19 protein-coding genes are annotated in these 19,722 nt (G+C 73.3%); 7 read left to right on the top strand and 12 right to left on the bottom strand.

What is annotated here, in order from left to right:
* Positions 1 to 133: 133 nt before the first annotated feature.
* The 3 genes from E1289_RS07745 to E1289_RS07755 all read left to right on the top strand — a co-directional run bounded on the left by E1289_RS07745 (position 134) and on the right by E1289_RS07755 (position 2,943).
* A complete protein-coding gene (locus E1289_RS07745) occupies positions 134 to 688 on the top strand; it encodes a sigma-70 family RNA polymerase sigma factor (RefSeq protein ID WP_131976791.1) in 555 nt (184 codons plus the stop codon).
* Positions 685 to 1,614, top strand: coding sequence for a hypothetical protein (locus tag E1289_RS07750; RefSeq protein ID WP_131976793.1), 930 nt, complete (start codon positions 685 to 687; stop codon positions 1,612 to 1,614). Before E1289_RS07745 ends, E1289_RS07750 begins: the two co-directional genes overlap by 4 nt.
* A gap of 234 nt (positions 1,615 to 1,848) precedes the next feature.
* A complete protein-coding gene (locus E1289_RS07755) occupies positions 1,849 to 2,943 on the top strand; it encodes a PQQ-dependent sugar dehydrogenase (RefSeq protein WP_131976795.1) in 1,095 nt (364 codons plus the stop codon).
* On the opposite strand, the gene E1289_RS07760 is transcribed toward E1289_RS07755, so the two are convergent.
* Entirely contained in the window at positions 2,944 to 4,008 is a 1,065-nt protein-coding gene (locus E1289_RS07760) for a class I SAM-dependent methyltransferase (RefSeq protein ID WP_131976797.1), read from the bottom strand.
* Between the two features lie 43 nt (positions 4,009 to 4,051).
* Here E1289_RS07760 and E1289_RS07765 point away from each other — a divergent pair, with 43 nt between their 5' ends.
* Positions 4,052 to 4,420 carry a VOC family protein gene (locus E1289_RS07765; RefSeq protein WP_131976799.1) on the top strand — a complete coding sequence of 123 codons (369 nt, stop codon included), beginning with the start codon at positions 4,052 to 4,054 and terminating at the stop codon, positions 4,418 to 4,420.
* Between the two features lie 11 nt (positions 4,421 to 4,431).
* Here the strand turns inward: E1289_RS07765 and E1289_RS07770 are convergent, their stop codons facing one another.
* From E1289_RS07770 to E1289_RS07815, 10 genes are all read right to left on the bottom strand, one after another.
* Positions 4,432 to 4,857, bottom strand: coding sequence for a DUF2267 domain-containing protein (locus E1289_RS07770; RefSeq protein WP_243712683.1), 426 nt, complete (start codon positions 4,855 to 4,857; stop codon positions 4,432 to 4,434).
* A gap of 81 nt (positions 4,858 to 4,938) precedes the next feature.
* Positions 4,939 to 5,751 carry an SAM-dependent methyltransferase gene (locus tag E1289_RS07775; protein WP_131976801.1) on the bottom strand — a complete coding sequence of 271 codons (813 nt, stop codon included), beginning with the start codon at positions 5,749 to 5,751 and terminating at the stop codon, positions 4,939 to 4,941.
* Positions 5,752 to 5,871: 120 nt separating this feature from the next.
* Positions 5,872 to 6,876 carry an adenosyl-hopene transferase HpnH gene (gene hpnH / locus E1289_RS07780; protein WP_131976803.1) on the bottom strand — a complete coding sequence of 335 codons (1,005 nt, stop codon included), beginning with the start codon at positions 6,874 to 6,876 and terminating at the stop codon, positions 5,872 to 5,874.
* Positions 6,873 to 8,768 carry a squalene--hopene cyclase gene (shc, locus tag E1289_RS07785; RefSeq protein WP_131976805.1) on the bottom strand — a complete coding sequence of 632 codons (1,896 nt, stop codon included), beginning with the start codon at positions 8,766 to 8,768 and terminating at the stop codon, positions 6,873 to 6,875. Before shc ends, hpnH begins: the two co-directional genes overlap by 4 nt.
* 20 nt (positions 8,769 to 8,788) lie before the next feature.
* Positions 8,789 to 10,135 (bottom strand): hydroxysqualene dehydroxylase HpnE, encoded by a 1,347-nt coding sequence (gene hpnE, locus E1289_RS07790; RefSeq protein ID WP_131976807.1) that lies wholly within the window; start codon positions 10,133 to 10,135, stop codon positions 8,789 to 8,791.
* Complete coding sequence (hpnD, locus tag E1289_RS07795; protein WP_131976809.1) at positions 10,132 to 11,007, bottom strand: presqualene diphosphate synthase HpnD; 876 nt, start codon at positions 11,005 to 11,007, stop codon at positions 10,132 to 10,134. Before hpnD ends, hpnE begins: the two co-directional genes overlap by 4 nt.
* A gap of 4 nt (positions 11,008 to 11,011) precedes the next feature.
* The gene (hpnC, locus tag E1289_RS07800) at positions 11,012 to 11,869 is read right to left on the bottom strand and encodes a squalene synthase HpnC (RefSeq protein ID WP_131976811.1); all 858 of its coding nucleotides are present in this window, start codon (positions 11,867 to 11,869) and stop codon (positions 11,012 to 11,014) included.
* A 260-nt stretch (positions 11,870 to 12,129) separates the two neighbouring features.
* Complete coding sequence (locus E1289_RS07805) at positions 12,130 to 13,014, bottom strand: helix-turn-helix transcriptional regulator (protein ID WP_131976813.1); 885 nt, start codon at positions 13,012 to 13,014, stop codon at positions 12,130 to 12,132.
* A gap of 186 nt (positions 13,015 to 13,200) precedes the next feature.
* Complete coding sequence (locus E1289_RS07810) at positions 13,201 to 14,010, bottom strand: SAM-dependent methyltransferase (protein WP_131976815.1); 810 nt, start codon at positions 14,008 to 14,010, stop codon at positions 13,201 to 13,203.
* 366 nt (positions 14,011 to 14,376) lie between these two features.
* A complete protein-coding gene (locus tag E1289_RS07815; RefSeq protein WP_131976817.1) occupies positions 14,377 to 15,417 on the bottom strand; it encodes a PucR family transcriptional regulator in 1,041 nt (346 codons plus the stop codon).
* Positions 15,418 to 15,592: 175 nt separating this feature from the next.
* On the opposite strand from E1289_RS07815, the gene E1289_RS07820 reads away from it, so the two are divergent.
* The 3 genes from E1289_RS07820 to E1289_RS07830 all read left to right on the top strand — a co-directional run bounded on the left by E1289_RS07820 (position 15,593) and on the right by E1289_RS07830 (position 18,185).
* Positions 15,593 to 16,288, top strand: a complete 696-nt coding sequence (locus E1289_RS07820; RefSeq protein WP_131976819.1) for an SDR family oxidoreductase — start codon at positions 15,593 to 15,595, stop codon at positions 16,286 to 16,288.
* Positions 16,289 to 17,035 carry an SDR family oxidoreductase gene (locus E1289_RS07825; protein ID WP_131976821.1) on the top strand — a complete coding sequence of 249 codons (747 nt, stop codon included), beginning with the start codon at positions 16,289 to 16,291 and terminating at the stop codon, positions 17,033 to 17,035.
* 304 nt (positions 17,036 to 17,339) lie between these two features.
* The gene (locus E1289_RS07830; protein ID WP_131976881.1) at positions 17,340 to 18,185 is read left to right on the top strand and encodes an alpha/beta hydrolase; all 846 of its coding nucleotides are present in this window, start codon (positions 17,340 to 17,342) and stop codon (positions 18,183 to 18,185) included.
* 4 nt (positions 18,186 to 18,189) lie between these two features.
* On the opposite strand, the gene E1289_RS07835 is transcribed toward E1289_RS07830, so the two are convergent.
* Entirely contained in the window at positions 18,190 to 19,488 is a 1,299-nt protein-coding gene (locus tag E1289_RS07835; RefSeq protein ID WP_131976823.1) for a helix-turn-helix domain-containing protein, read from the bottom strand.
* Between the last annotated feature and the right edge of the window lie 234 nt (positions 19,489 to 19,722).

Consider the following 19,722-nt stretch of genomic DNA (forward strand, 5'->3'; position numbering starts at 1 on the left):
CTCGCCCGGCGGATGTCCGGCGGCGGGAGATCATTTCCCCGGGAACGCCTGAAATGCTCGCCCGCCGAGCGGACATTCCCTGGCCGATGAGCGCGCGGCGTCCTCGGGGGCCGCCGCGGCGAGAGGAGATGGCTTGAGGAACGAACGCTCGGCCCGGTTCGAGGAGCTGTACGAGGCTCATCTCGGGCACGTCACGGGCTACGTGCGGCGGCGGGTGGGCGACGCCGACGACGCCGCGGACGTCATCGCCGAGACCTTCCTGGTCTGCTGGCGCCGCCTCGACGACGTCCCGCACGGGGACGAGGCGCGGTTCTACCTGTACGGCGTCGCGCGGCGCACCCTGGCGAACCTGCGCCGCGGGGAACGGCGGCGCAGGCACCTGGCCGCCAGGATCGGCGGGAACCTCGCCGCGGACCTGGCCTCGGCGCCCGTCCCGGACGAGGGGCATCCCGAGGTGGGCGCCGCGTTGCGCGCGTTGCGGGAGGGGGATCGGGAGCTGCTCGGCCTGGCCTCCTGGGAAGGGCTCGACAACGGCCAGATCGCGGCCGTGCTCGGGGTGTCCCGCAACGCGGTCCGGATCAGGCTGCACCGGGCCCGCCGTCGTTTCGCCCGGGAACTGGAACAGCGCGGCGCCGGGCACATGGTCGTCCGGGCCTCCGCCGCACCTTCGAAGGGAAGGCCCGCATGAACTCCGATCCCCGTATTCTGCTCGACCGCGCCGCACCGATCTCCGACGCCGCGGCCGTGCGCCCGGTACGTGCGGAGACGCGCCGCGAACTGCTCGAACTGATCACGGCCGCGGAGCCCGTCCCGGCCGGGCCGCCGAGGCGGCGCCGGTACCTGCGCATCGGCGTGCCGGTCGCCGTGGCGGCCGGCTGCGCGGTCGCCGTGACGTCGCTGGCCCTGCTCCCCGCCGGTTCGCCTGCGGAGCCGTCCCGGAACGCGGTCTCGCCCAGCGGATTCGACCCGCGGCCGGTGGCGGCGCTGAGCTTCACCAAGAAGAAGGATCACATCGAGGTCCGGATCAAGGACCCGCTGGCCGACCCGCGGCGCTACCAGCGGGAGTTCGCGGCCCACGGCATGAACATCAAGCTGATGACCGTCCCGGCCTCACCCAGCGTGGTGGGCACGATCGTCATGCAGGACGACGGGGACGGCCCGGACACCCGGAAGATCGAGACGATCGAGGAGGGGCGCTGCGTCACCGGGGGCCGCGGCGACGGCAAGTGCATCCGGGGGCTGCGCATCCCCGTCGGCTACCGCAACAACGCGGAGATCGCCTTCGGTCGTGAGGCCCGCCCCGGGGAGCAGTACAGCAGCACCAGCAGTGCCTTCGCCCCCGGGGAGGCCCTGCACTGCCTCGACATCCGCGGCCTGACCGTGGACGAGGCGGAGCGGCGCATCGCGAAGCGCAAGCTGACCGTGGGGACGTACAACTACATGGTGAACAACTACGGCTACAACGGGGGAAGGGAGAAGATCCCCGGTAACTGGTACGTCAGAGATGCCGACCCCTATGCCCCCGGGCAGATCATGATGTTCGTCCAGAAGGAGCGGCCGGTCATCAAGAAGGGCGCCCACTCTCGGGCGTTGTTCAAGGGCTGCCCGAGCTGAACGAATAGCCGGTTCACGTGGAGGGCGGCGCGGACGTACGCACCGGCGCCCGCCGAAGGCCGTCCCCGGGATTCCGGGGACGGCCGCCTTCGCGCTTGCCCGCCCCGCTTCATGGCCGTGGCTCCGGCCCCGTGCTGACACTGCCAACGAGTTCACGTTGGCAGTGTTGACGTTGGCAACGTTATCGTGTTTTCGTTGTCAGCATTAACATCCCCGCGGGAGACGAGGCACGCCATGCTTCCCAAGTACGCCATCGCCCTGATGCTCGTCGCCGTCCTGCCGCTCGCCGGTTGCGCGGCGGCGGCCGAACCGGAGGACCCCGGCCGGACGGGCCCGGCCTCGGCGCCGGGGCGGGTGACCGAGTTGGTCATCGGGCTCGACATGCCGTGGGGGCTGGCGTTCCTGCCGGACGGCTCGGCCCTGGTCTCCGGGCGCGCGTCCGGGCAGATCCACCGGATTCCGGCCGGGGGCGGTCAGCCGGTGCCGGTCGGAGAGGTGCCCGGTGTGGTGGCGAGCGCCGAGGGCGGTCTGCTCGGGCTGGCGACCTCGCCCGAGTTCGCCGAGGACCGGACGGTCTACGCGTACGTGTCGGGGCCGCCCGCCAACCGTGTCGTCGCGCTTCGCGTCGCGGAGGATCTGCGGTCGCTCAGGCAGGAGCGCGTCGTCCTGGACGGGATCGAGACGGCCGACCGGCACCACGGCGGCCGGCTGCGTTTCGGGCCCGAGGGCAACCTGTGGATCGGGACGGGAGACGCGTTCGAGCCCGAGAACGCGGCCGACGGGGACTCGCTCAACGGCAAGATCCTGCGGATCCGGCCGGACGGGTCGGTCCCGGAGGACAACCCCGCGCCGGGCTCTCCGATCTTCTCTTCGGGGCATCGCAATGTGCAGGGGATCGCCTTCGGCCCGGACGGCACCGCCTACGCGTCCGAGCTCGGCCACCGGACCTGGGACGAGCTGAACGTCCTGCGGCCGGGCCGCGACTACGGCTGGCCCGACACCGAGGGGACGGACGGTGACACCGGCGAGCGGCCGATCTTCACCGTGCACCCCGACGACGCATCGCCCTCGGGCATCGCCTACGCGGAGGGGTCGATCTGGATGGGCGCCCTCGGCGGTCAGCGGCTCTGGCAGCTGCCCGTCGACGGCCCCGAGGCCGCGGGGGAGCCCGTCGAGCACTTCGTCGGCGAGTACGGGCGCATCCGCACCGTGGAACGGGCCCCGGACGGGTCTCTGTGGCTCGCCACGTCCAACACCGACGAGGCCACCTGGGGAGGCACCGACCCCCGTCCCGGCGACGACCGCATCCTGCGCCTCGAACTGGGGTGATCAGGCCGGGTCGAGGCGGTAGAAGCGCCACAGGTCGTGGTCGATGGGGAGGGAGGTGAAGCCGGCGTAGCCCGCCTCCTCGGCGTAGGAACGCACGGTGCCCGGCCGTAGCACGGTACCGGCCTCCACGGCGGTGCCCTCGGCGCGCGTGGCGGGCAGGCAGTGCAGGACGCTGAACCCGTAGTTCAGCCGTTCCAGCAGGTCACCCGGGGCGGTGAAGTCCTCGGCGACCTTCTCGTCGCCGATCAGGACCGCTCCGCCGGGGGCGAGCGCGTCCCGCGCCGACCGCAGCACCGCCACCGGATCGGCCATGTCGTGCAGCGCCTCGAACGTGCAGACGAGGTCGTAGGGGCCGGGTGCGCCGGGTTCGGACGCGTCCGCGCACGCGAAGGTCACCCGGTCCGCCAGCCCGTGCTCGGCGGCGTGCTCCGCCGCCTCCGCGATCGACGCCTCGTCCATGTCGACGCCGTGGACGCCGGCGGCCGGGAACGCCTCGGCCAGCGCGATCGACGACCAGCCGGTGCCGCAGCCCAGGTCGAGCACCCTGGCCGGGCCCCCGGTCAGCCGGGCCTCGATGTCCGGCAGCGCCGCCACCCAGTCCGCGATCCCGGCGCGGAACGCGGGCCGGTTCAGGCCGCCGATGCCGTGCCGGGCGCCCGCCCCGTACGCGGCGTACGGGACGCCGCCGCCGGTGGTGTACGCGTCGGCCACCTGCGGCAGGATCTCGGCGAGGGAGACGACGAGTCCGGGGAGCGCTCCGGCGTAGTAGAGGCTGTCGGTGTCGAGCAGCGTCTCGCGCACGTCGTCCGGCAGGGCGAAGGTCCGCGCGTACGGGTCCGCCGCGTCGGCGGCCGGGGTCAGCAGGCCGCAGGCCGCCTGCTGTTCGAGCCACTCCCGCGCGTAGCGGGAGTGGATGCCGGCCTTGTCGGCCAGGCCGCGGGCGTCGAGGGGGCCGTCCGCGAGCGCCCGGTACAGGCCCAGGTGGACGCCGAGCGCGGTGCTGATCGTCTCCATCGTCGTCACCGCGCCCGCCAGCATGCGCTCGGTGATCTCTTCTGCCGTCATCTTTCACCCCGTAGATCGGCGAGCCCCTACCTAGACTGGGCTCATGCCACGACTCTTTCCCGTGATCGGTGTGGACGACATGCCCCGCGCGGTCACCTTCTGGACCTCCGCGCTGAACCTCGTGGCGGTGGAGAGGTCGGCCACGCCGAGGTGGCGGACGCTGGAGCACGCCGACGGGTCGGGCCCGGCGCTGGGCCTGATGCTCAGCGAGACGCCCGCCGAGCGGCACCCGCGCATCCACCTCGACCTGCTGGTGGACACCACGGACGAGCAGGAGGCAGAGATCGAGCGCCTGGTCGGACTCGGGGCGAGCAGGGTCGACTGGGACCTGTACCCGCCGGACTCGGACTTCGTCGTCCTCGCCGACCCGGACGGCAACGCCTTCTGCGTCGTGGACCTGAGCCGCCACTAGAGCGGCTCGCCTCAGCCGCTGCTGCCGGCGGTCACGAGCTGCCGGATGTCGTCGGGAAGGGCGTCCTTCACCTTGTTCATCACGCCGCCCTGGGTGGCCTCCCCCACCACTTCCAGGACGACCCTCGCCATGTACGCGGCCCGGGCGTCGTCCGCGCTGGAGCGGGCCGCGACGCGCTCGATGAAGTCGTGCCGGTCGAAGCGCTCGCCCGTCCCCGCGCCGCCGAACACCTCGGTGCGCCGCAGGTGCTCGCCGATCTCGCGCGGCAGCTGCGCGGCGAGATTGTCCGCGAGCCCCTCGGGCAGCCGCTCGCCGAGCGTTTCGAGCGTGGCGCGGCAGGCCCGCTCCGCCTCCCCCCGGCTGCGCAGGTGCGCGCGTGCCTGAACCTGGCCGATCAGATGATCGTGCTGCATGTCGTCCCCCTCACGACTCTTCACGCTCTTTCCCGCCTTTCCCCACGAGAGCAGGAGAAACCCGCCCGGCGTCGGCGGACGCCGGGGCCGCGCGCCGCAGGGGCGTCAGAGCCTGACGGCGATGCCCGCCATCCCGAGCTGCTCGCCGGGGGCGAGGTTGCCGGGGTCGACCGGGCCGTCGGGACGCCACAGGGCCGTGTAGGTCACGCCGGGCTCGATGAGCTCGAAGTCGCCGAACTGGGCCTCGATCTCCTCGGGCGTCCGGGCCCAGCCCTCTTCGAGGTTCTCGCGGGTGATGCGGGCGAGCTCCTGCTGCTGCGGGAGGCCGGTGTCGACCAGGGAGGTCATGAACAGGTGGCTGCCGGGGACGAGGACGTCGCGGTAGGCGCCGACGACGTCGTCGACCACGTCCGGGGACAGGTAGTGCAGCATCCCGACCAGCATGATCGCGGCCGGGCGGGAGAAGTCGAGGAGGCCCTTCACCTCGGGCGCGGACAGGACGGTCTCCGGGTCGCGGACGTCGGCGGTCATCACCTTGGTGACGTCGTTGTTCGCGAGCAGGGCGCGCCCGTGCACCGACACCAGGGGGTCGATGTCGACGTAGACGACGCGGGCCCGGGGGTTCTCGCGCTGCGCGACCTCGTGGGTGTTCTCGACGGTGGGCAGCCCGCTGCCGAGGTCGAGGAACTGGTCCATCCCGGCTTCCCGCGCCAGGTACCGGACGCCCCTGACCAGGACCTTGCGGTTCTCGATCGCCGACTCCCGCAGCCCGGGGATCAGTTCGGCCGTCTGGTCGGCGAGGGCGCGGTCCACGGCGAAGTTGTCCTTGCCACCGAGCAGCGCGTCGTAGGCGCGGGCGATGGTGGGCTTGTCGAAGTCGAGCTCGGCCGGAGGCCATTCCGGCGTTTCGTCCGCCATGGTCACCTTGTCCAGTTCATGGTCCGATTACTGGATCATGGTAATGCGGCCGCGGCGGCGAAGCGGCGGAACGGCCCATCGGGCCGGGCTTTCCGGCCGGGCAGCGGTCGTCCAGGCCGGCTACGTGCTGCGGAGCGCCCGCAGCGACTCCTTCAGGGAGCCGACCGTGCCGAAGACGGCCGTGGGCTCGTAGCCGCAGTGGGCCATGCAGTTGGCGCAGCGCGGGTCGCGGCCCCTGCCGTAGGACTCCCAGTCCGTCTCGTCGAGGAGTTCCCGGTAGGTCTGCGCGTAGCCGTCCGACATCAGGTAGCAGGGACGCTGCCATCCGAACAGCGAGTACGACGGGATGGCCCAGGCCGTGCAGGGGAAGTCGACCCTGCCCTCCAGGAAGTCGAGGAAGAGGGGCGAATGGTTGAGCCGCCACCGTTTCCGGTTCCCGCCCGCGAACGCCTTGCGGAACAGTTCCCGCGTTTCCTGGACGCCCAGGAAATGCTCCTGGTCGGGCGCCTTGTCGTAGGCGTAGCCCGGCGAGATCATCATCTCGTCCACCGCGAGGTCGTCGTTGAGGTAGTCGAGGACCTCGATGACGGTCTGCGGGGTGTCGGTGTTGAAGAACGTCGTGTTGGTCGTGACGCGGAATCCGCGGCGGCGGCATTCGCGGACGGCGGCCACGGCGTCGTCGAAGACGCCCTCCTTGCAGACGGACGCGTCGTGGCGTTCCCGGAGGCCGTCGATGTGCACGGCCCACGCGAAGTAGGGCGACGGCGCGAACCTGTCGATCTTCTTCGGGATGAGCAGCGCGTTCGTGCACAGGAAGACGAACTTCCTGCGCCGGACGAGCTCCGCCACGATCTCGTCGATCTGCGGGTGCATGAGCGGCTCGCCGCCCGCGATGGACACCATGGGCGCGCCGCATTCCTCGACGGCGGCGACGGCCTGCTCGACGGGCATGCGCCGCTTCAGCACGTCGGCGGGGTGCTGGATCTTGCCGCAGCCCGCGCAGGAGAGGTTGCAGGCGAACAGCGGCTCCAGTTCGAGGAGCAGCGGGAACTTGTCCCTTCCCCGCAGCTTGTTGCGGAGGATGTGGGTTCCGACGCGCACGCTCTGGCGCAACGGCATGCTCATGATTCGCCGGCCTCCTTCAGATCCGTCGATGCGGGCGCCGCCACGTAGCGGCCCAGGGCGCTGATCGGGAACACGAGCCGGTAGAGGTGGTAGTTGATGTAGAAGTCGCGGGGGAACCCGGTGCCGGTGAAGTGCTCCTCGTCCCAGTTCCCGTCCGGGCGCTGGTGGTCGACGAGCCACCGGACGCCGCCGTCCACGGCCGAAGAGCGCTCCCCGGCGGCGAGCAGCGCCAGCAGCGCCCAGGCGGTCTGGGACGCCGTGGACGCCCCCCGCCCGATCCACGCCGGGTCGTCGTAGGAGCGCAGGTCCTCGCCCCAGCCGCCGTCGTCGTTCTGGTGCTCCTCCAGCCACGCCACGGCACGGCGGATCGCGGGCCTGTCCGGGCGGACGCCGGCGGCGATGAGCGCGGGCACCACGCTCCCCGTCCCGTAGACGTGGTTGGCTCCCCAGCGCCCGAACCAGGAGCCGTCGGCCTCCTGCGCCTTCAGCAGCCACACCACGGCCCGCTTGACCACGGTCGTCCGCGCGTGCCCCTCCTTGGCGAGCGCCTCGACGACATGGGCGGTGACGTCCGCGGACGGCGGGTCGATGACCGCGCCGAAGTCGCAGAACGGCAGCTTCGTGCACAGCTCCCGGGTGTTGTCGGCGTCGAAGGCGGCGAAGCCGCCGTCGCGGGAGGCCATGCCCGTCAGCCAGCGGACGGCCCGCCCGATCGGCTCCGCCGCGTCCGGGAGGCCGGACCTCCGCAGGGCGAGGATCGCCTCGGCGGTGTCGTCGGTGTCGGGGTAGACGTCGTTGTCGAACTCGAACGCCCAGCCGCCCGGCGGGAGCGACGGGCGGCGGACCTGCCAGTCCCCCGGGCCCCTGACCTCCTCGGCGGCGATCCAGCGCGCGGCCCGCAGCAGCGCCGGGTCGCCCGGCGGCGTCCCCGCGTCGGATAGGGCGTTCATCGCCAGGACCGTGTCCCAGACCGGCGACTGGCACGCCTCCAGGCGGCGGCCCTTCTCGTCCCTGATCGTGAACCGGTCGAGCCCGGCGAGGCCGCGGCGGATGACCGGGTGGTCGAGGCCGTAGCCCAGCTCGTGCAGGGCCATCAGCGAGTACACCCACGGCGGCTGGATGCCGCCCCAGCAGCCGTCGGCCTCCTGGCGGGCGATGATCCACTCGGCGGCGCGGCGCAGCGCGGCGGTCCGCAGCGGCCGGACCGGGCGCCGCTCGTACACGTGCAGGGCGCGGTCGAGCGTGGCGAAGACCCGTCCCCAGCCCTTCGCGTCCTGCGCGGGACGCACCCCGCACCGCAGCTCGGCCAGGTCGAACGGCAGGGGCCGGACGGGACGCAGCGACCCGAGGACCGTCAGCGGGACGATCGTCTGCCGCGCCCAGCACGCCCAGTCGTAGACGTTCAGCGGCACCCGGCTCGGCAGGAACATCAGCTCGGGCGGCATGACGGGCAGGTCGTCCCACGGCCACTGCCCGAACAGCGCCAGCCAGATGCGGGTGAACACCCGGCTCGCCTCGATCCCGCCGGCCTCCCGCACGTGGCGGGCGGCGCGCCGCATGTGCGCGGTGTCGGCCGGATCGCCGGCCAGCCGCAGCGCGACGTACGCCTCGATCGTGGTCGACAGGTCGGGCGGGCCGCCGAAGAAGTTCGCCCACGTGCCGTCGTCGCGCTGCCGCGACCTGATCCAGCGCGCCGCCTCGCGGGTCTCGCCGTCGGTGCGGATGCCGAGGAACTGGCGGAGCAGCAGGTCCTCGGCGTCCATGGTCACGTTGGTCTCCAGCTCCGCCTTCCACCACCCGTCGGGCGACTGCAGGCCGAGCAGGTGGTCGCGGGCGGCCTCGACGGCGGCCGCCGCCGCGCCGGTGAGCCCCGGCGCCTCGGTCGTGGTCATGGGCGCTCCCTTCCTCTCGGTCAGTGGTCCCGGGCGGTCGCGTGCAGGTGGCGCCGGACGAGGCGGGCGGCGGTGAGGCCGCTGCGCACGGCTCCCTCCATCGTGTCGGGCCAGCCCGTGTCGGTCCACGCGCCGGCGAGGAACAGCCACGGCAGCCGGGTCGCGGACGCCGGACGCAGCGCGCCGCTGCCGGGGCTCTGGCGGAATGTGGCGTGCCGTTCCCGCGTCACGAAGAAGTCGGTGACGCGGGCGCGGCGGGCGGCGGGGAACAGCCGCTCCAGCGCGGCGAGGTAGACCCGGCGCAGTTCGGCGGCCGGGACGCCGATCCGGTCGCCGGCCGCCGACACCGAGACCGCGAGGTACTGCCCGCCGGTCAGGCCGCTCACCGCGGTCCGGTCGAACACCCACTGGACGGGCGAGCCGACCGCCGCGGCGAACGGCACGTCCATGACCGGCCGGTCGTAGACGACGTGGACGTTGACGATGGGGCTGGAGCCGAGCCCCGCCCAGCGCTCCCGGTCCGGGCACGCCGCCGCGGGGACGAGCGCGGCCGCGGCGCGGTGCGGCACCGCGACGACGACGGCGTCCGCGGTGACCGGGGAGCCGTTCACCACGAGCTTCGGCCCGGCCTCGACCGCCGTCGCCTTCGCCCCGAGGTGGATCCGGCCGCCGTCCCGCTCGATCCGCGCCGCCGCGGCGGTGCCGTGCAGGTCGCCGAGGGGGACGGACGCGACGCCGATGTCGGCGGCGTCGGGCCGGCCGAACAGCGCCGTCTGGCAGACCATCGCGGCGGGGCCGAGCGCGGCGTCGTCCAGCGCGATGTTGAGCGCCGCCGTGACGAACAGCTCCCAGAGCGTCGCCCGCGCACGCGGCCCCTGCCCGTGGCGGGCGAGCCACCCGCCCATGGCGATGCCGTCGAGGGACGGGTCGGCCGGGTCGAGGCGGCGCAGCGCCAGCGACCCGCGGACGGCGCGCAGCCGGTCGGCCGGCGGGAGCAGCTCGTAGCGGGCAAGGGCGGGCATGAAGTGCAGCGGGCCGGGCGCCTTGGCGCGGCGGAGCCGTCCGTGCGGGCCGTCTGGGGTCAGGACGCGGACGTCGAAGCGGTCCTGGACATGGACCCGGTCCAGCGCGTCCAGCCGTTCCAGCAGCCCCCGGTACGCCGTGCAGCACTTGAGGAAGATGTGCTGCCCGTTGTCGACGGTGAGCCCGTCCCGTTCGAAGGAGTGGGTGGCGCCGCCGAGCCGGGGACGCGCCTCGTAGATCGTCGTCCGTACGCCCGTCTCCTGCAGCGCCAGCGCCGTCGTGATGCCGGCGAGGCCGCCGCCGACGATGGCGACCCGCCCTCCGGGGCCTTCCCCGGCGCTCATCGGTGGAGTCCCGCCATCGCCTTGGCGGACACGGCGGCCTTCTCCCAGCCCGGCAGGGACGTGCGCGTCTCCAGCGCCGCGAGGGGATCGGCGGTGATGCGCCTCAGCAGCTGCCGGTAGATGCCGGCCATCGCCCCGGCGCAGGCGGCGCTGCGGCGGTCGAGCATGGGCAGCAGCTTCAGCCCGGTGCCGTACCACTCCTCCGCCCGGGACGCCTCGAACCGGATGAGCGCCGCCAGCCGCTCCGGCGGGTCGGCCGGGCGGCCGTGCTCGTCGCGGTGCAGCGTGCACCCGAACCGGACCAGGTCCTTGGCCGGGAGGTAGACGCGCCCGTTCTCCCGGTCCTCCCGGACGTCCCGCAGGATGTTCGTGAGCTGCAGCGCGACGCCGAGCGCGTCGGCGCGCGGCACGGCCGTCTCCGGGTCGGACGTGCCGAACACGCCGAGCGACAGGCGGCCGACGGCGCCCGCCACGCACCGGCAGTACCACAGCAGGTCGTCGAAGGTGTCGTAGCCCGCGCTGCGGACGTCGGCCTCGCAGCCGTCGATGAGCTCCCCGAACGCGTCGAGCGGGATCGGGTGGCGGCGTGCCGCGTCGGCCAGCGCCGCGAGCACGGGATCGGCCGGATGGGCGGCCGGGTCGGTGAGCCGTGCGCGCTCGTCCGCCAGCTTCTCGAGCCTGTCCGCGGCCGGTGCCCCGTGGTCGTCGCCGATGTCGTCGATGCGCCGGGCGAAGGCGTAGACGGCGCTCAGCGCCCGCCGTTTCGGGCCGGGGAGCAGCCTGATCCCGTAGGAGAAGTTGCGCGCCTGCGAGCGGACGACACCCTCGCAGTACCGGTAGGCCCCGGCCGTCCCCACTCCGGCCTCGTCCATCTCGTCATCTCCTTCGCAGCGTCCGCGACCACTCGGCGAGCAGCCGCGTTCTTCTCGGCCGTGGGGGGCCTCCCAGGACGTCGTAGGCTTCGCGTTCCAGCGCCGCGAGCGCCGCCCGGCCGCCGGCGACGTAGCCCGCCACGGCGATCCGCGCGAAGCCGCGGAGCCGGCCGGTCAGCGCCGCGCCCTCGTCCAGCAGCCGCGCCGCCCGGCCCGCCTGGAGGGCGAGCACGCCCCGCAGCCGGGTCGGGGTGACGGCCGCGGCCAGGTCGTCCGCCGCGCACCCGAACCGGCGCAGGTCCTCGCCCGGCAGGTAGATCCGGCCGTTGCGGTGGTCCTCGGCGGCGTCCTGGCAGTGCTCGATGACCTGGAGCGCGCTGCAGACCCGGTCGGACAGCGCGATCCGGTCGGGGGTGGCGGCGCCGAACACGTGCAGGACGATGTGCCCGACCGGATCGGCGGACAGCGCGCAGTAGCCGAGCAGGTCGTCGAAGGTCTCGTAGCGGGTGACCTCCTGGTCCAGGCGGTTGGCGCGCAGGAGGCGGCGGAAGGGTTCCGCCGGGACGGAGCGTGCGGTGACCGTCCGGGCCAGGTCGCGCATCACCGGGAGTTCCGGCCGGGTGCCCGCGTAGATCCGGTCGAGGTCGCGCTCCACGAGGTCGAGCAGCGCGGTCCGCTCGGCGGGCGGCGCCTCGTCGCCGATGTCGTCCACGAGCCGGGCGTAGCCGTACACGTTCAGCAGGTGCGCGCGGTACCGCGCCGGCAGCAGGCGCGTGGCGACGGGGAAGTTCTCTGCGGCCTGGAGTTCGCCCCGGGCCCGGCGTTCCTCGGTCCCATTCCACAGGCGCTCGCGGACGGACATGGCATTCCTTCGACGGCGGCGGCGAGGAGGGCGTCAGTGATGCCCGGTAACCGGATGTCCGTCCGGTAAACACGGGCGCCGCGGGAGGCCCCTGTGCCGTACGTCCCCGAAGTGCCGGGCGTTTCCTCCTGATTATCCGTCATTTATGGATATAGGCCGGAAGTGGTCAGCCGGGAGTGCGTGATCGCCGATCCCGCCGCCCGCTCGGATTGGAACGGTCCGCAAGAAAAGGCCCGGTGCGAACCGCCTGCTCGAATGGCTCAGTAGGTGCCGTGGATGCCGGCCAGAATGTGCGGTGTGCGCTCGGGCGGGGACGCCTCGGTCACCAGCGTGTTGAACACGTGCCAGTGCCGCTCGACCTCCTGCGGCCGGACCGGGTACCGGCCGCTGTTCGCCCGCTCCAGGTACACCATGTCGGGCAGGCCCTGCTGCGGGAACCGGACGAGGGTGAGCGGCCCGTCGCCGGCGACGCGGCCGCAGATCCCGAACGGCGCGATCTGCACGGTGACGTTCGGCCGCCGGCACAGCTCGACGATGTGCCGGATCTGGGCCCGCATCGTCTCCGGGCCGCCGATCGGGCGCCACAGCGCCGCCTCGTCCAGCACGGCCCACAGGTTGAGGGGACGCGGACGGCGGCGCAGGACCCGCTGGCGCCGCATCCGGAACTCGACGCGCCGCTCGGCCTCCGGCTCCGGGCCGCCGCGGCGGATCAGCGCGCGGGCGTAGTCCTCCGTCTGCAGCAGGCCGGGGACGAACTGGGCCTCGAACGTGCGGACCAGCTTGGCCGCCTGCTCGGCGCTGAGGTAGGGCCGCACCCACCCCGGGACGATGTCGGCGTCGGCGTGCCACCAGGGCCGCGCGTTCGCCCGCTCGGCGAGGGCGAGCAGGGTGGCCCGCTCGTCGTCGTCCGCGCCGTAGCGGGTGAGGAGCCCGGCGACGTCGCCGGGTTTGCAGCCCGAACGGCCGAGTTCGAGCCGGGAGATCTTGGAGCCGGAGCCGCCGATCGCCCGCGCCGCCTCCCGCCGGCCGATCCCCCGCGCCTCCCGCAGCGCGCGGAGGCGCCGCGCCAGCAGCAGCCGGGGGACGAGCGGGTCCCCCTGGGCGTCGATGGAGCGTGTTCTGCCGGTGCTCGTGACGGAGGCCAACGGGACTCCTCATCGGGGGACAGGCGTGGCATCGAGGAAGAGAGCGGGCGAGCGGCTCACTATACCTTCACCGAACGCGTCGGCCGCGGAACGGTGCGCGACCCTCCGCGGACGCGCCCCGCGCGGCTCCCGCGGGCCGCGGCACGGCGGTGCCGGGCCCGGCGGCGGCGCGGCGGTCACGCTGCGTCAGGGTTTGCGGGCCACCGCGCAGAGGGTCGGGAGCTCCTCGACCCCGCCGCCGACCTCGGGGCGCCAGGCCCCGCTCGTCACCAGCCCGGGCTCCGCCATCTCCAGGCCGTCGAAGTAGCCGCGGATGAACTCCGGGCTGCGGAGCCGGAACGGGATGGCCCCGGTCTCGTCGTAGGCGCGCTGCGCCGCGTTGAACGCCTCGTTGGTGTCCGTCGAGTCGTGCAGGATCAGGTAGCTGCCGGACGCGAGCGGCTCCATCAGCCCGCGCACCACGCCGAGCGCCTCGCCGGGGTCGACGATGTGCCCCATGACGCCGATGAGCAGCAGCCCGACCGGCTGCGACAGGTCGAGCAGCTCCGCCGCCTTCGCCATGATCGTCTTGGGGTCGTGCAGGTCGCAGTCGATGTAGGCGGTCAGGCCCGCGCCGGAGCCGGTCAGCAGGGCGCGGGCGTGCGCCAGGACGAGCGGGTCGTTGTCGACGTAGACGACCTTCGCGCCCGGAGCGGCGCGCTGGGCCATCTCGTGCGTGTTGTCCATGGTGGGCAGGCCCGTCCCGCAGTCCATGAACTGGCGGACGCCGCGCTCGGTCGCGAGGAACCGGATCGCGCGGTCCATGAAGTAGCGGCCGGCGCGGGCGATCGGGACGATGCCCGGGTAGAGCGCGACGTACTGGTCGCCGGCGATCCGGTCGACCTCGTAGTTGTCGGTGCCGCCGAGCCAGTAGTTCCAGATCCGGGCCGACTGCGGAACGTCAGTGTTGATCTTCGTCTCCACACCCCGGTCGGGGCCCTGGGGGGAATCCGTCATCGGGCTGGCGCTCCTTTCGGTGCTGCGGCTTCGGTTCACGGGCAAACGTAGACCCGCCCGGCCGGGGATCGCCAGAAATTCAAAATTCGGCCCTGGCCACTTTGCCATTGGGGACATTGGCGGATACGCAGCGTAGGCGCGGCACCGAGGGGGAAGTGACACCGGTGACCACGGGTATCGGGGTGAACCTTCCGAATGCCGCGTACCGGGTCCGTTGCACGGTCCCGCCGGAATGATCACTTACGGATGCGCCAGTATGCCATCACCGGTTCCATATGGAGACCACACCCACCTACCGGGCGTTTTCCGCCGAAATTCCCGATATTCAATGAATTTGGCAGATCCCGGCGCGACCGGGCACCGGGTTCACGGCCCCGCCCAGATCGCGATGGCCAGCGCCACCCGGTCCTCGAACTGGAGCGGGTTGCGGCCCGTGACCGACTCGATCCGCGCCAGGCGGTGGCGGAGCGTGTTCGGGTGCAGGAACAGGGAGCGGGACGTGGCGCCGACCGCGCCTCCCCTGGCGAGGAAGGTGCGGAGCGTCTCGGTGAGGCTCGTCCCGTGCGCGCTGTCGTACTCCCGCAGCGGCCGGGCGATCTGCTCGACGAACGGGGAGACCTGGTCGGGGGTGAGGCGGCGCAGCAGGGCCGGGAAGGTCGCCAGGTCCGTGCCGCGGACGACGCCGCCGGTCCGGCGCGCGACGTCCAGTGCGGCGAGGCTCTCGGCCAGCGACAGCGGCAGGTGCTCCAGGGGGCCGGGGCTGCCCACCCCGGCCGGTTCGGCCCAGATGTGCTCCTCGTTGCCGATGAGGATGGCCGTGTCGCCGTCCACCCCGAGGAGCCCCGGCAGGTCGCCCTCGGGGACGTCCATCGCGATCGCGAGCAGCGAGCCGTGGTCGAGCCCGGTCTCGTCGATCCGGGCGCGGAGCACCTCGGCGGACGCGAGCCTCTCCCGGATCATGCGCAGCAGCCGCCCGGTCTCCTCGCGCTCGTGCCGCACGTCGTGGGTGGAGGCGAGCCGTTCGGCGAACCACTCGGTGAAGCTGAGGAACGGGACCTCGGGCGGGACCTCCATGAGCGGCAGGCCGAGGCGCTCGCAGACCTCGCGCAGGGCCTCCGGGACCTCCTCCGTCACGTCGCCGACGCCGTAGCCGATCGCGCTGGCGCGGCTGGCCTTGACCGAGCCGGCGAACGCGACGCACGACGCCGCGTCCCGCAGCGACGCGCCGACCGTCAGGACGACCTCGTGGCCGCGCAGGTACGGGCCGGGGTCGAGCAGCTCGGTCGAGTGGGCCCAGCGGATCGGCCGGTCGAGGCCGCTCTCCCCGGCGACGAGGCGCAGCCGGAAGCGCGGCACCTCGAGGAGCTGCCGGACGGTGAGGCGCAGCACCGCGGGATCGCTGGTCACAGCCTCAGCCTCTCATTCCGCCCCGGGGGTGGTCCGTGATCATGACCGTGTTTTTGGAGAAGCGCACGACAGCCCCGGCGTACCGCGGTGCATTTGGCCAAGAAATCGCCATGTCCCTTGCCACCTGGGGTTATGGCGGGTTTGCCTGTTGTCTTCCCGACTGTTCGGAGGTTCGATGCGGGAGCGAGTCGCACTCGTCACCGGAGCGGCGAGCGGGATCGGCGCCGCGATCGTGCGCGAGCTGGCCGGGCGCGGCTGGACGACGGCCGGGCTGGACCTCGCCCCGGCCGAGGACGCGCACCACTCCGTCGGGGTGGACGTGGCCGACCCGGCGCAGGTGAGCGCCTCGATCAAGCGGATCGAACGCGAGCTGGGGCCGATCGAGGCGGCGCTGTGCGCCGCCGGGCACTACGCGCTCGTCCCGGTGTCCGACATCGCCTGGTCCGAGTGGCAGCGGATGCTCCGCGTGCACCTGGGGGGCGTGGTCAACGTGTGCCGGGCCGTCACGCCGGGGATGGCGGAACGCGGCGGGGGCAGCGTCGTCGCGGTCACGTCCGAGCTGGCGATCGGCGGCGGGAACGCCGAGGCCCACTACACGGCGGCCAAGGGCGCGGTGATCGGCTTCGTCCGGTCGCTGGCGGCGGAACTGGCACCCGCCGGGGTGCGGGTCAACGCGGTGGCGCCCGGCCCGACCGACACGCCGATGCTGCCGCCCAGTTCGCCCTGGCGGCGGCCCTCCTACCTGCAGACCCTCCCGGCGGGGCGGCTGACGGCGCCCGAGGAGGTCGCGCTCGCCGCCGCCTACCTGGTCGAGGACGCGACGTTCTGCGCCGGGGAGATCCTGTCCCCCAACGCCGGGGCGGTGATCTAGGTGTCCGTCGCACTGGTCACCGGCGCGGCCGGCGGCCTCGGCACGGCGATCGCCCGCCGGCTCGCGGCCGGCGGCCACCAGGTCGCCCTCAACGACCGTCCCGGCCGGGACGTGTCCGCGCTCGCCGCCGAGCTGGGCGGGGTGGCGGCGCCCGGCGACGTCTCCGACCCCATCGCCGTCGAGGCGATGGTCGGGGATGTCGAGCGGCAGACCGGCGGCCACATCGGAATCCTCGTCGCCGGGGCGGCCTACCTGACGATGGCGCCGTTCACCGAGCACGACCTGGACGACTGGTGGCGGATCATCGACGTCAACCTCGGCGGGACGTTCGCGTGCGCGCAGGCCGTCATGCCCGGGATGGTCGAGCGCGGCGGCGGCCGGATGGTGCTGATCTCGTCCGAGTGGGGGCTGATCGGCTGGCCGGACGCGACGGCCTACTCCGCGTCCAAGGCCGGGATGATCGCGCTCACCAAGTCGCTGGGCCGCGAGCTGGGACCGCTCGGCATCGCGGTGAACGCCGTCGCGCCGAGCGTGATCGACACCTCCCGGCTGGAGGTGGACGCGAAGGCGGCGGGGGTCACCGTCGCGGAGATCCGCGCCCGGTACGCCGACCGGGTCCCGCTCGGCCGCGTCGCCTCCCCCGAGGAGATCGCCGACGCGGTCGCGTTCCTCGCCGACGCGCGGCTCCCGACGCTGCTCGGCCAGATCCTGCACGTCAACGGCGGCACCACGCGGGCCCGCGCGTGAGCACTCCGGAAGGGGACGCGCTGCCGGTGTTCGGGGAGACCGTCCGGTCCGGGGAGACCGTCCGGTCCGGGGAGGCCGGCGGACGGCCGTGACCGGTGCCGTGACGGGGGCGTGACCGGTGCCGTGACGAGGGCGTTCGCAAGGGACCGGCGATTTCGCCGATGTTCGCGGGGCGGGCGGCTGCTGAGAATGGCGGCGTCCTGGAGCCTCCCCCGGCTCCACCCCCGTTCGGGAGCCGCTCCCCCCGGCTCCCCGCGAACAGGAGCGAATCGACGTGCTATCCACCCCCAGGCTCGCGGTGAAGATGCTCTTCGCCGCGGCGCTGACCGCCGGCACCGTCGCCGTCCCGCAGGCCGCACAGGCGGCCGACAACCCCTACGAGCGCGGACCGGACCCGACCGAGTCGAGCATCGAGGCACTGCGCGGCCCGTTCTCGGTGTCGGAGGACAGCGTCTCGTCGCTGGCCGTCTCCGGCTTCGGCGGCGGGACGATCTACTACCCGCGCGACACCTCCGAGGGCACGTTCGGCGCGGTCGCGGTCGCGCCCGGGTTCACCGCCAGCCAGTCCAGCATGTCCTGGTACGGGCCGCGGCTCGCCTCGCAGGGCTTCGTCGTCTTCACCATCGACACCAACACGCGTTTCGACCAGCCCGACAGCCGGGGCCGGCAGCTGCTGGCCGCGCTGGACTACCTCACCGAGCGCAGCAGCGTCCGGTCCCGGATCGACTCCTCGCGGCTCGCCGTGATGGGGCACTCGATGGGCGGCGGCGGGTCGCTGGAGGCGTCCCTGTCGCGTCCGTCGCTCCAGGCGGCGATCCCGCTGACCCCGTGGGACCTGAACAAGAACTTCCGCAACAGCCGCGTCCCCACGCTGATCGTCGGCGCCGAGAGCGACTCGGTCGCGTCGGTGCGCACGCACGCCGAGCCGTTCTACGAGAGCATCCCGGCGGCGACGGAGAAGGCGTACCTGGAGCTGAACAACGCCAGCCACTTCGCGCCGAACACGTCGAACACGACGATCGCGAAGTACAGCATCTCCTGGCTGAAGCGGTTCGTGGACAACGACACCCGCTACGAGCAGTTCCTGTGCCCCGCACCGCGCCCCGACTGGGAGATCGAGGAGTACCGCGACACCTGCCCGCACTCCTAGGGCTCTACCGGACGGGCCGCCCGACGCCTCCCCGCGCGGGCGGCCCTCCGCCGTGTTCGGGGCCGGGTCCGTGCAGGCGCAGCGCGCTCAGCGCGAGGGCCAGCTCGACCAGGTCGCCGGGGCGGGTCAGCGTCCGGCCGGTGAGCTGCTCGATCTTGCGGAGCCGGTTGAGGACGGTGTTGCGGTGGCAGAACAGCCGGTCCGCGGCGCGGGCGGCGGAGCCGTCGCACTCCAGCCAGGTGGCGAGGGTGGTCAGCAGGACGTCGCGGAACGCCGGGTCCACGTCGGTGAGGCCGCCGAGCGCCACGTGCCCGAGCCGCCCGGACAGCCGCGGCTGGGACAGCACGAGCGCGTCGGGGAGGCGGCGGTCCAGGCGGGCGATCTGGTTGCCGGGGCCGCGGCAGGTGCGCAGCGCCAGCTCGGCGAACCAGCGGGCGGTGCCCAGCTCGGCTAGGGAGTCGACGACGGGGCTGACGCCCGCGTGCGAGCGGGCGTAGGGGCGGACGGCGCCGACCAGGTCGTCCAGTTCCGCGGTGCCGAGCGCGACCAGCGCCACCTGGGCGTCGGTGCGCAGCCGCCAGATGAAGCGCATGCCGGCCGTGTCGCCGGGGCGCCGTTCCACGCCGTCGCCGAACCCGCTCTCCGCGCCGAGCATGACGACGGCGTAGCGGCCGGTCGCGGGCAGGCCGAGGACCGAGGTGGCGGTGGACAGCAGGCCGCCGTCGGCGCCCTGGCCCTCCAGGAGCGCGTCCACGATCGCCTGCACGCGTTCCTCGCTGCGCCGCGCGAGCGCCAGCTCGGTGCTGTGGTAGGAGGCGGCCGCGGCGCCGGACTGCTGGTCGATCGTGTCCCAGGTGCGGGTCGCCTGCCGGATCAGGGTCGCGACGCTCTCCGGGTCGTGCCGGTCGACGACCTCGACCACGGCCTCCCAGAACACCTTCCCGGCGAGCCGGTAGGAGCGCAGGAGCTGGTCGAGCGGCTGGCCCTGGTGGGCGCGGCGGCGCCCGAGCCGCTGCGCCCATTCGAGGTCGGCCCGGCCGCGGCCCGGCTCCAGGATCGTCTCGAAGCCGTGCCCGAGCCCGGTATGGCACATCTCCCACACGTCGCGGGTGAACTCCTCGTCGCGGTGGGCGCCGTCGCCCGAGAGGATCTCGGCGGTGAGCCGGTCGGCGAGGTCGGGGAGCCGGTCGGTGAGGCGCAGCACGGCCTTGCGCATGATCTCCCGGTCGGCGGAGCGATCGGCGGTCGACCCGCCGGCCGTCCCCGTCGACCCGCCGGCCGTCCCGGGCCGTCCTCCCGTCATCGAGGGCCACCTCCAGCACAACGCGGGGGCCTCATGGTGCCATCACGGGCGCATTCCGGCCATCGCCGGGCGTCCACACTGTGCCGGTGCACAACGGGGGCCGGTCCGGATTGCGCCGCGGCCCCGAAACAGAACGGCGCTCTGGACCCGTCCCCGGGACGCATGGTCATCTATGGGCCCGCTCCCTATTCGAGGACCCGTCCAATCAGAGGTTCATTATAGAGGCTCGTTCTA

This window comes from Actinomadura sp. 6K520, from assembly GCF_004349245.1.
GTDB lineage: Bacteria > Actinomycetota > Actinomycetes > Streptosporangiales > Streptosporangiaceae > Spirillospora.

Bases quoted from the DNA above. Each gene is read 5' to 3' on its own strand.
- E1289_RS07775 (WP_131976801.1), bottom strand. From the start codon at position 5,751: ATGGCGGACGAAACGCCGGAATGGCCTCCGGCCGAGCTCGACTTCGAC.
- hpnD (WP_131976809.1), bottom strand. From the start codon at position 11,007: ATGGACGAGGCCGGAGTGGGGACGGCCGGGGCCTACCGGTACTGCGAG.
- E1289_RS07810 (WP_131976815.1), bottom strand. From the start codon at position 14,010: ATGACGGATTCCCCCCAGGGCCCCGACCGGGGTGTGGAGACGAAGATC.
- E1289_RS07755 (WP_131976795.1), top strand. From the start codon at position 1,849: ATGCTTCCCAAGTACGCCATCGCCCTGATGCTCGTCGCCGTCCTGCCG.
- E1289_RS07830 (WP_131976881.1), top strand. From the start codon at position 17,340: ATGCTCTTCGCCGCGGCGCTGACCGCCGGCACCGTCGCCGTCCCGCAG.
- E1289_RS07820 (WP_131976819.1), top strand. From the start codon at position 15,593: ATGCGGGAGCGAGTCGCACTCGTCACCGGAGCGGCGAGCGGGATCGGC.
- hpnH (WP_131976803.1), bottom strand. From the start codon at position 6,876: ATGAGCATGCCGTTGCGCCAGAGCGTGCGCGTCGGAACCCACATCCTC.
- hpnC (WP_131976811.1), bottom strand. From the start codon at position 11,869: ATGTCCGTCCGCGAGCGCCTGTGGAATGGGACCGAGGAACGCCGGGCC.
- shc (WP_131976805.1), bottom strand. From the start codon at position 8,768: ATGACCACGACCGAGGCGCCGGGGCTCACCGGCGCGGCGGCGGCCGCC.
- E1289_RS07760 (WP_131976797.1), bottom strand. From the start codon at position 4,008: ATGACGGCAGAAGAGATCACCGAGCGCATGCTGGCGGGCGCGGTGACG.
- hpnE (WP_131976807.1), bottom strand. From the start codon at position 10,135: ATGAGCGCCGGGGAAGGCCCCGGAGGGCGGGTCGCCATCGTCGGCGGC.
- E1289_RS07750 (WP_131976793.1), top strand. From the start codon at position 685: ATGAACTCCGATCCCCGTATTCTGCTCGACCGCGCCGCACCGATCTCC.
- E1289_RS07835 (WP_131976823.1), bottom strand. From the start codon at position 19,488: ATGACGGGAGGACGGCCCGGGACGGCCGGCGGGTCGACGGGGACGGCC.
- E1289_RS07765 (WP_131976799.1), top strand. From the start codon at position 4,052: ATGCCACGACTCTTTCCCGTGATCGGTGTGGACGACATGCCCCGCGCG.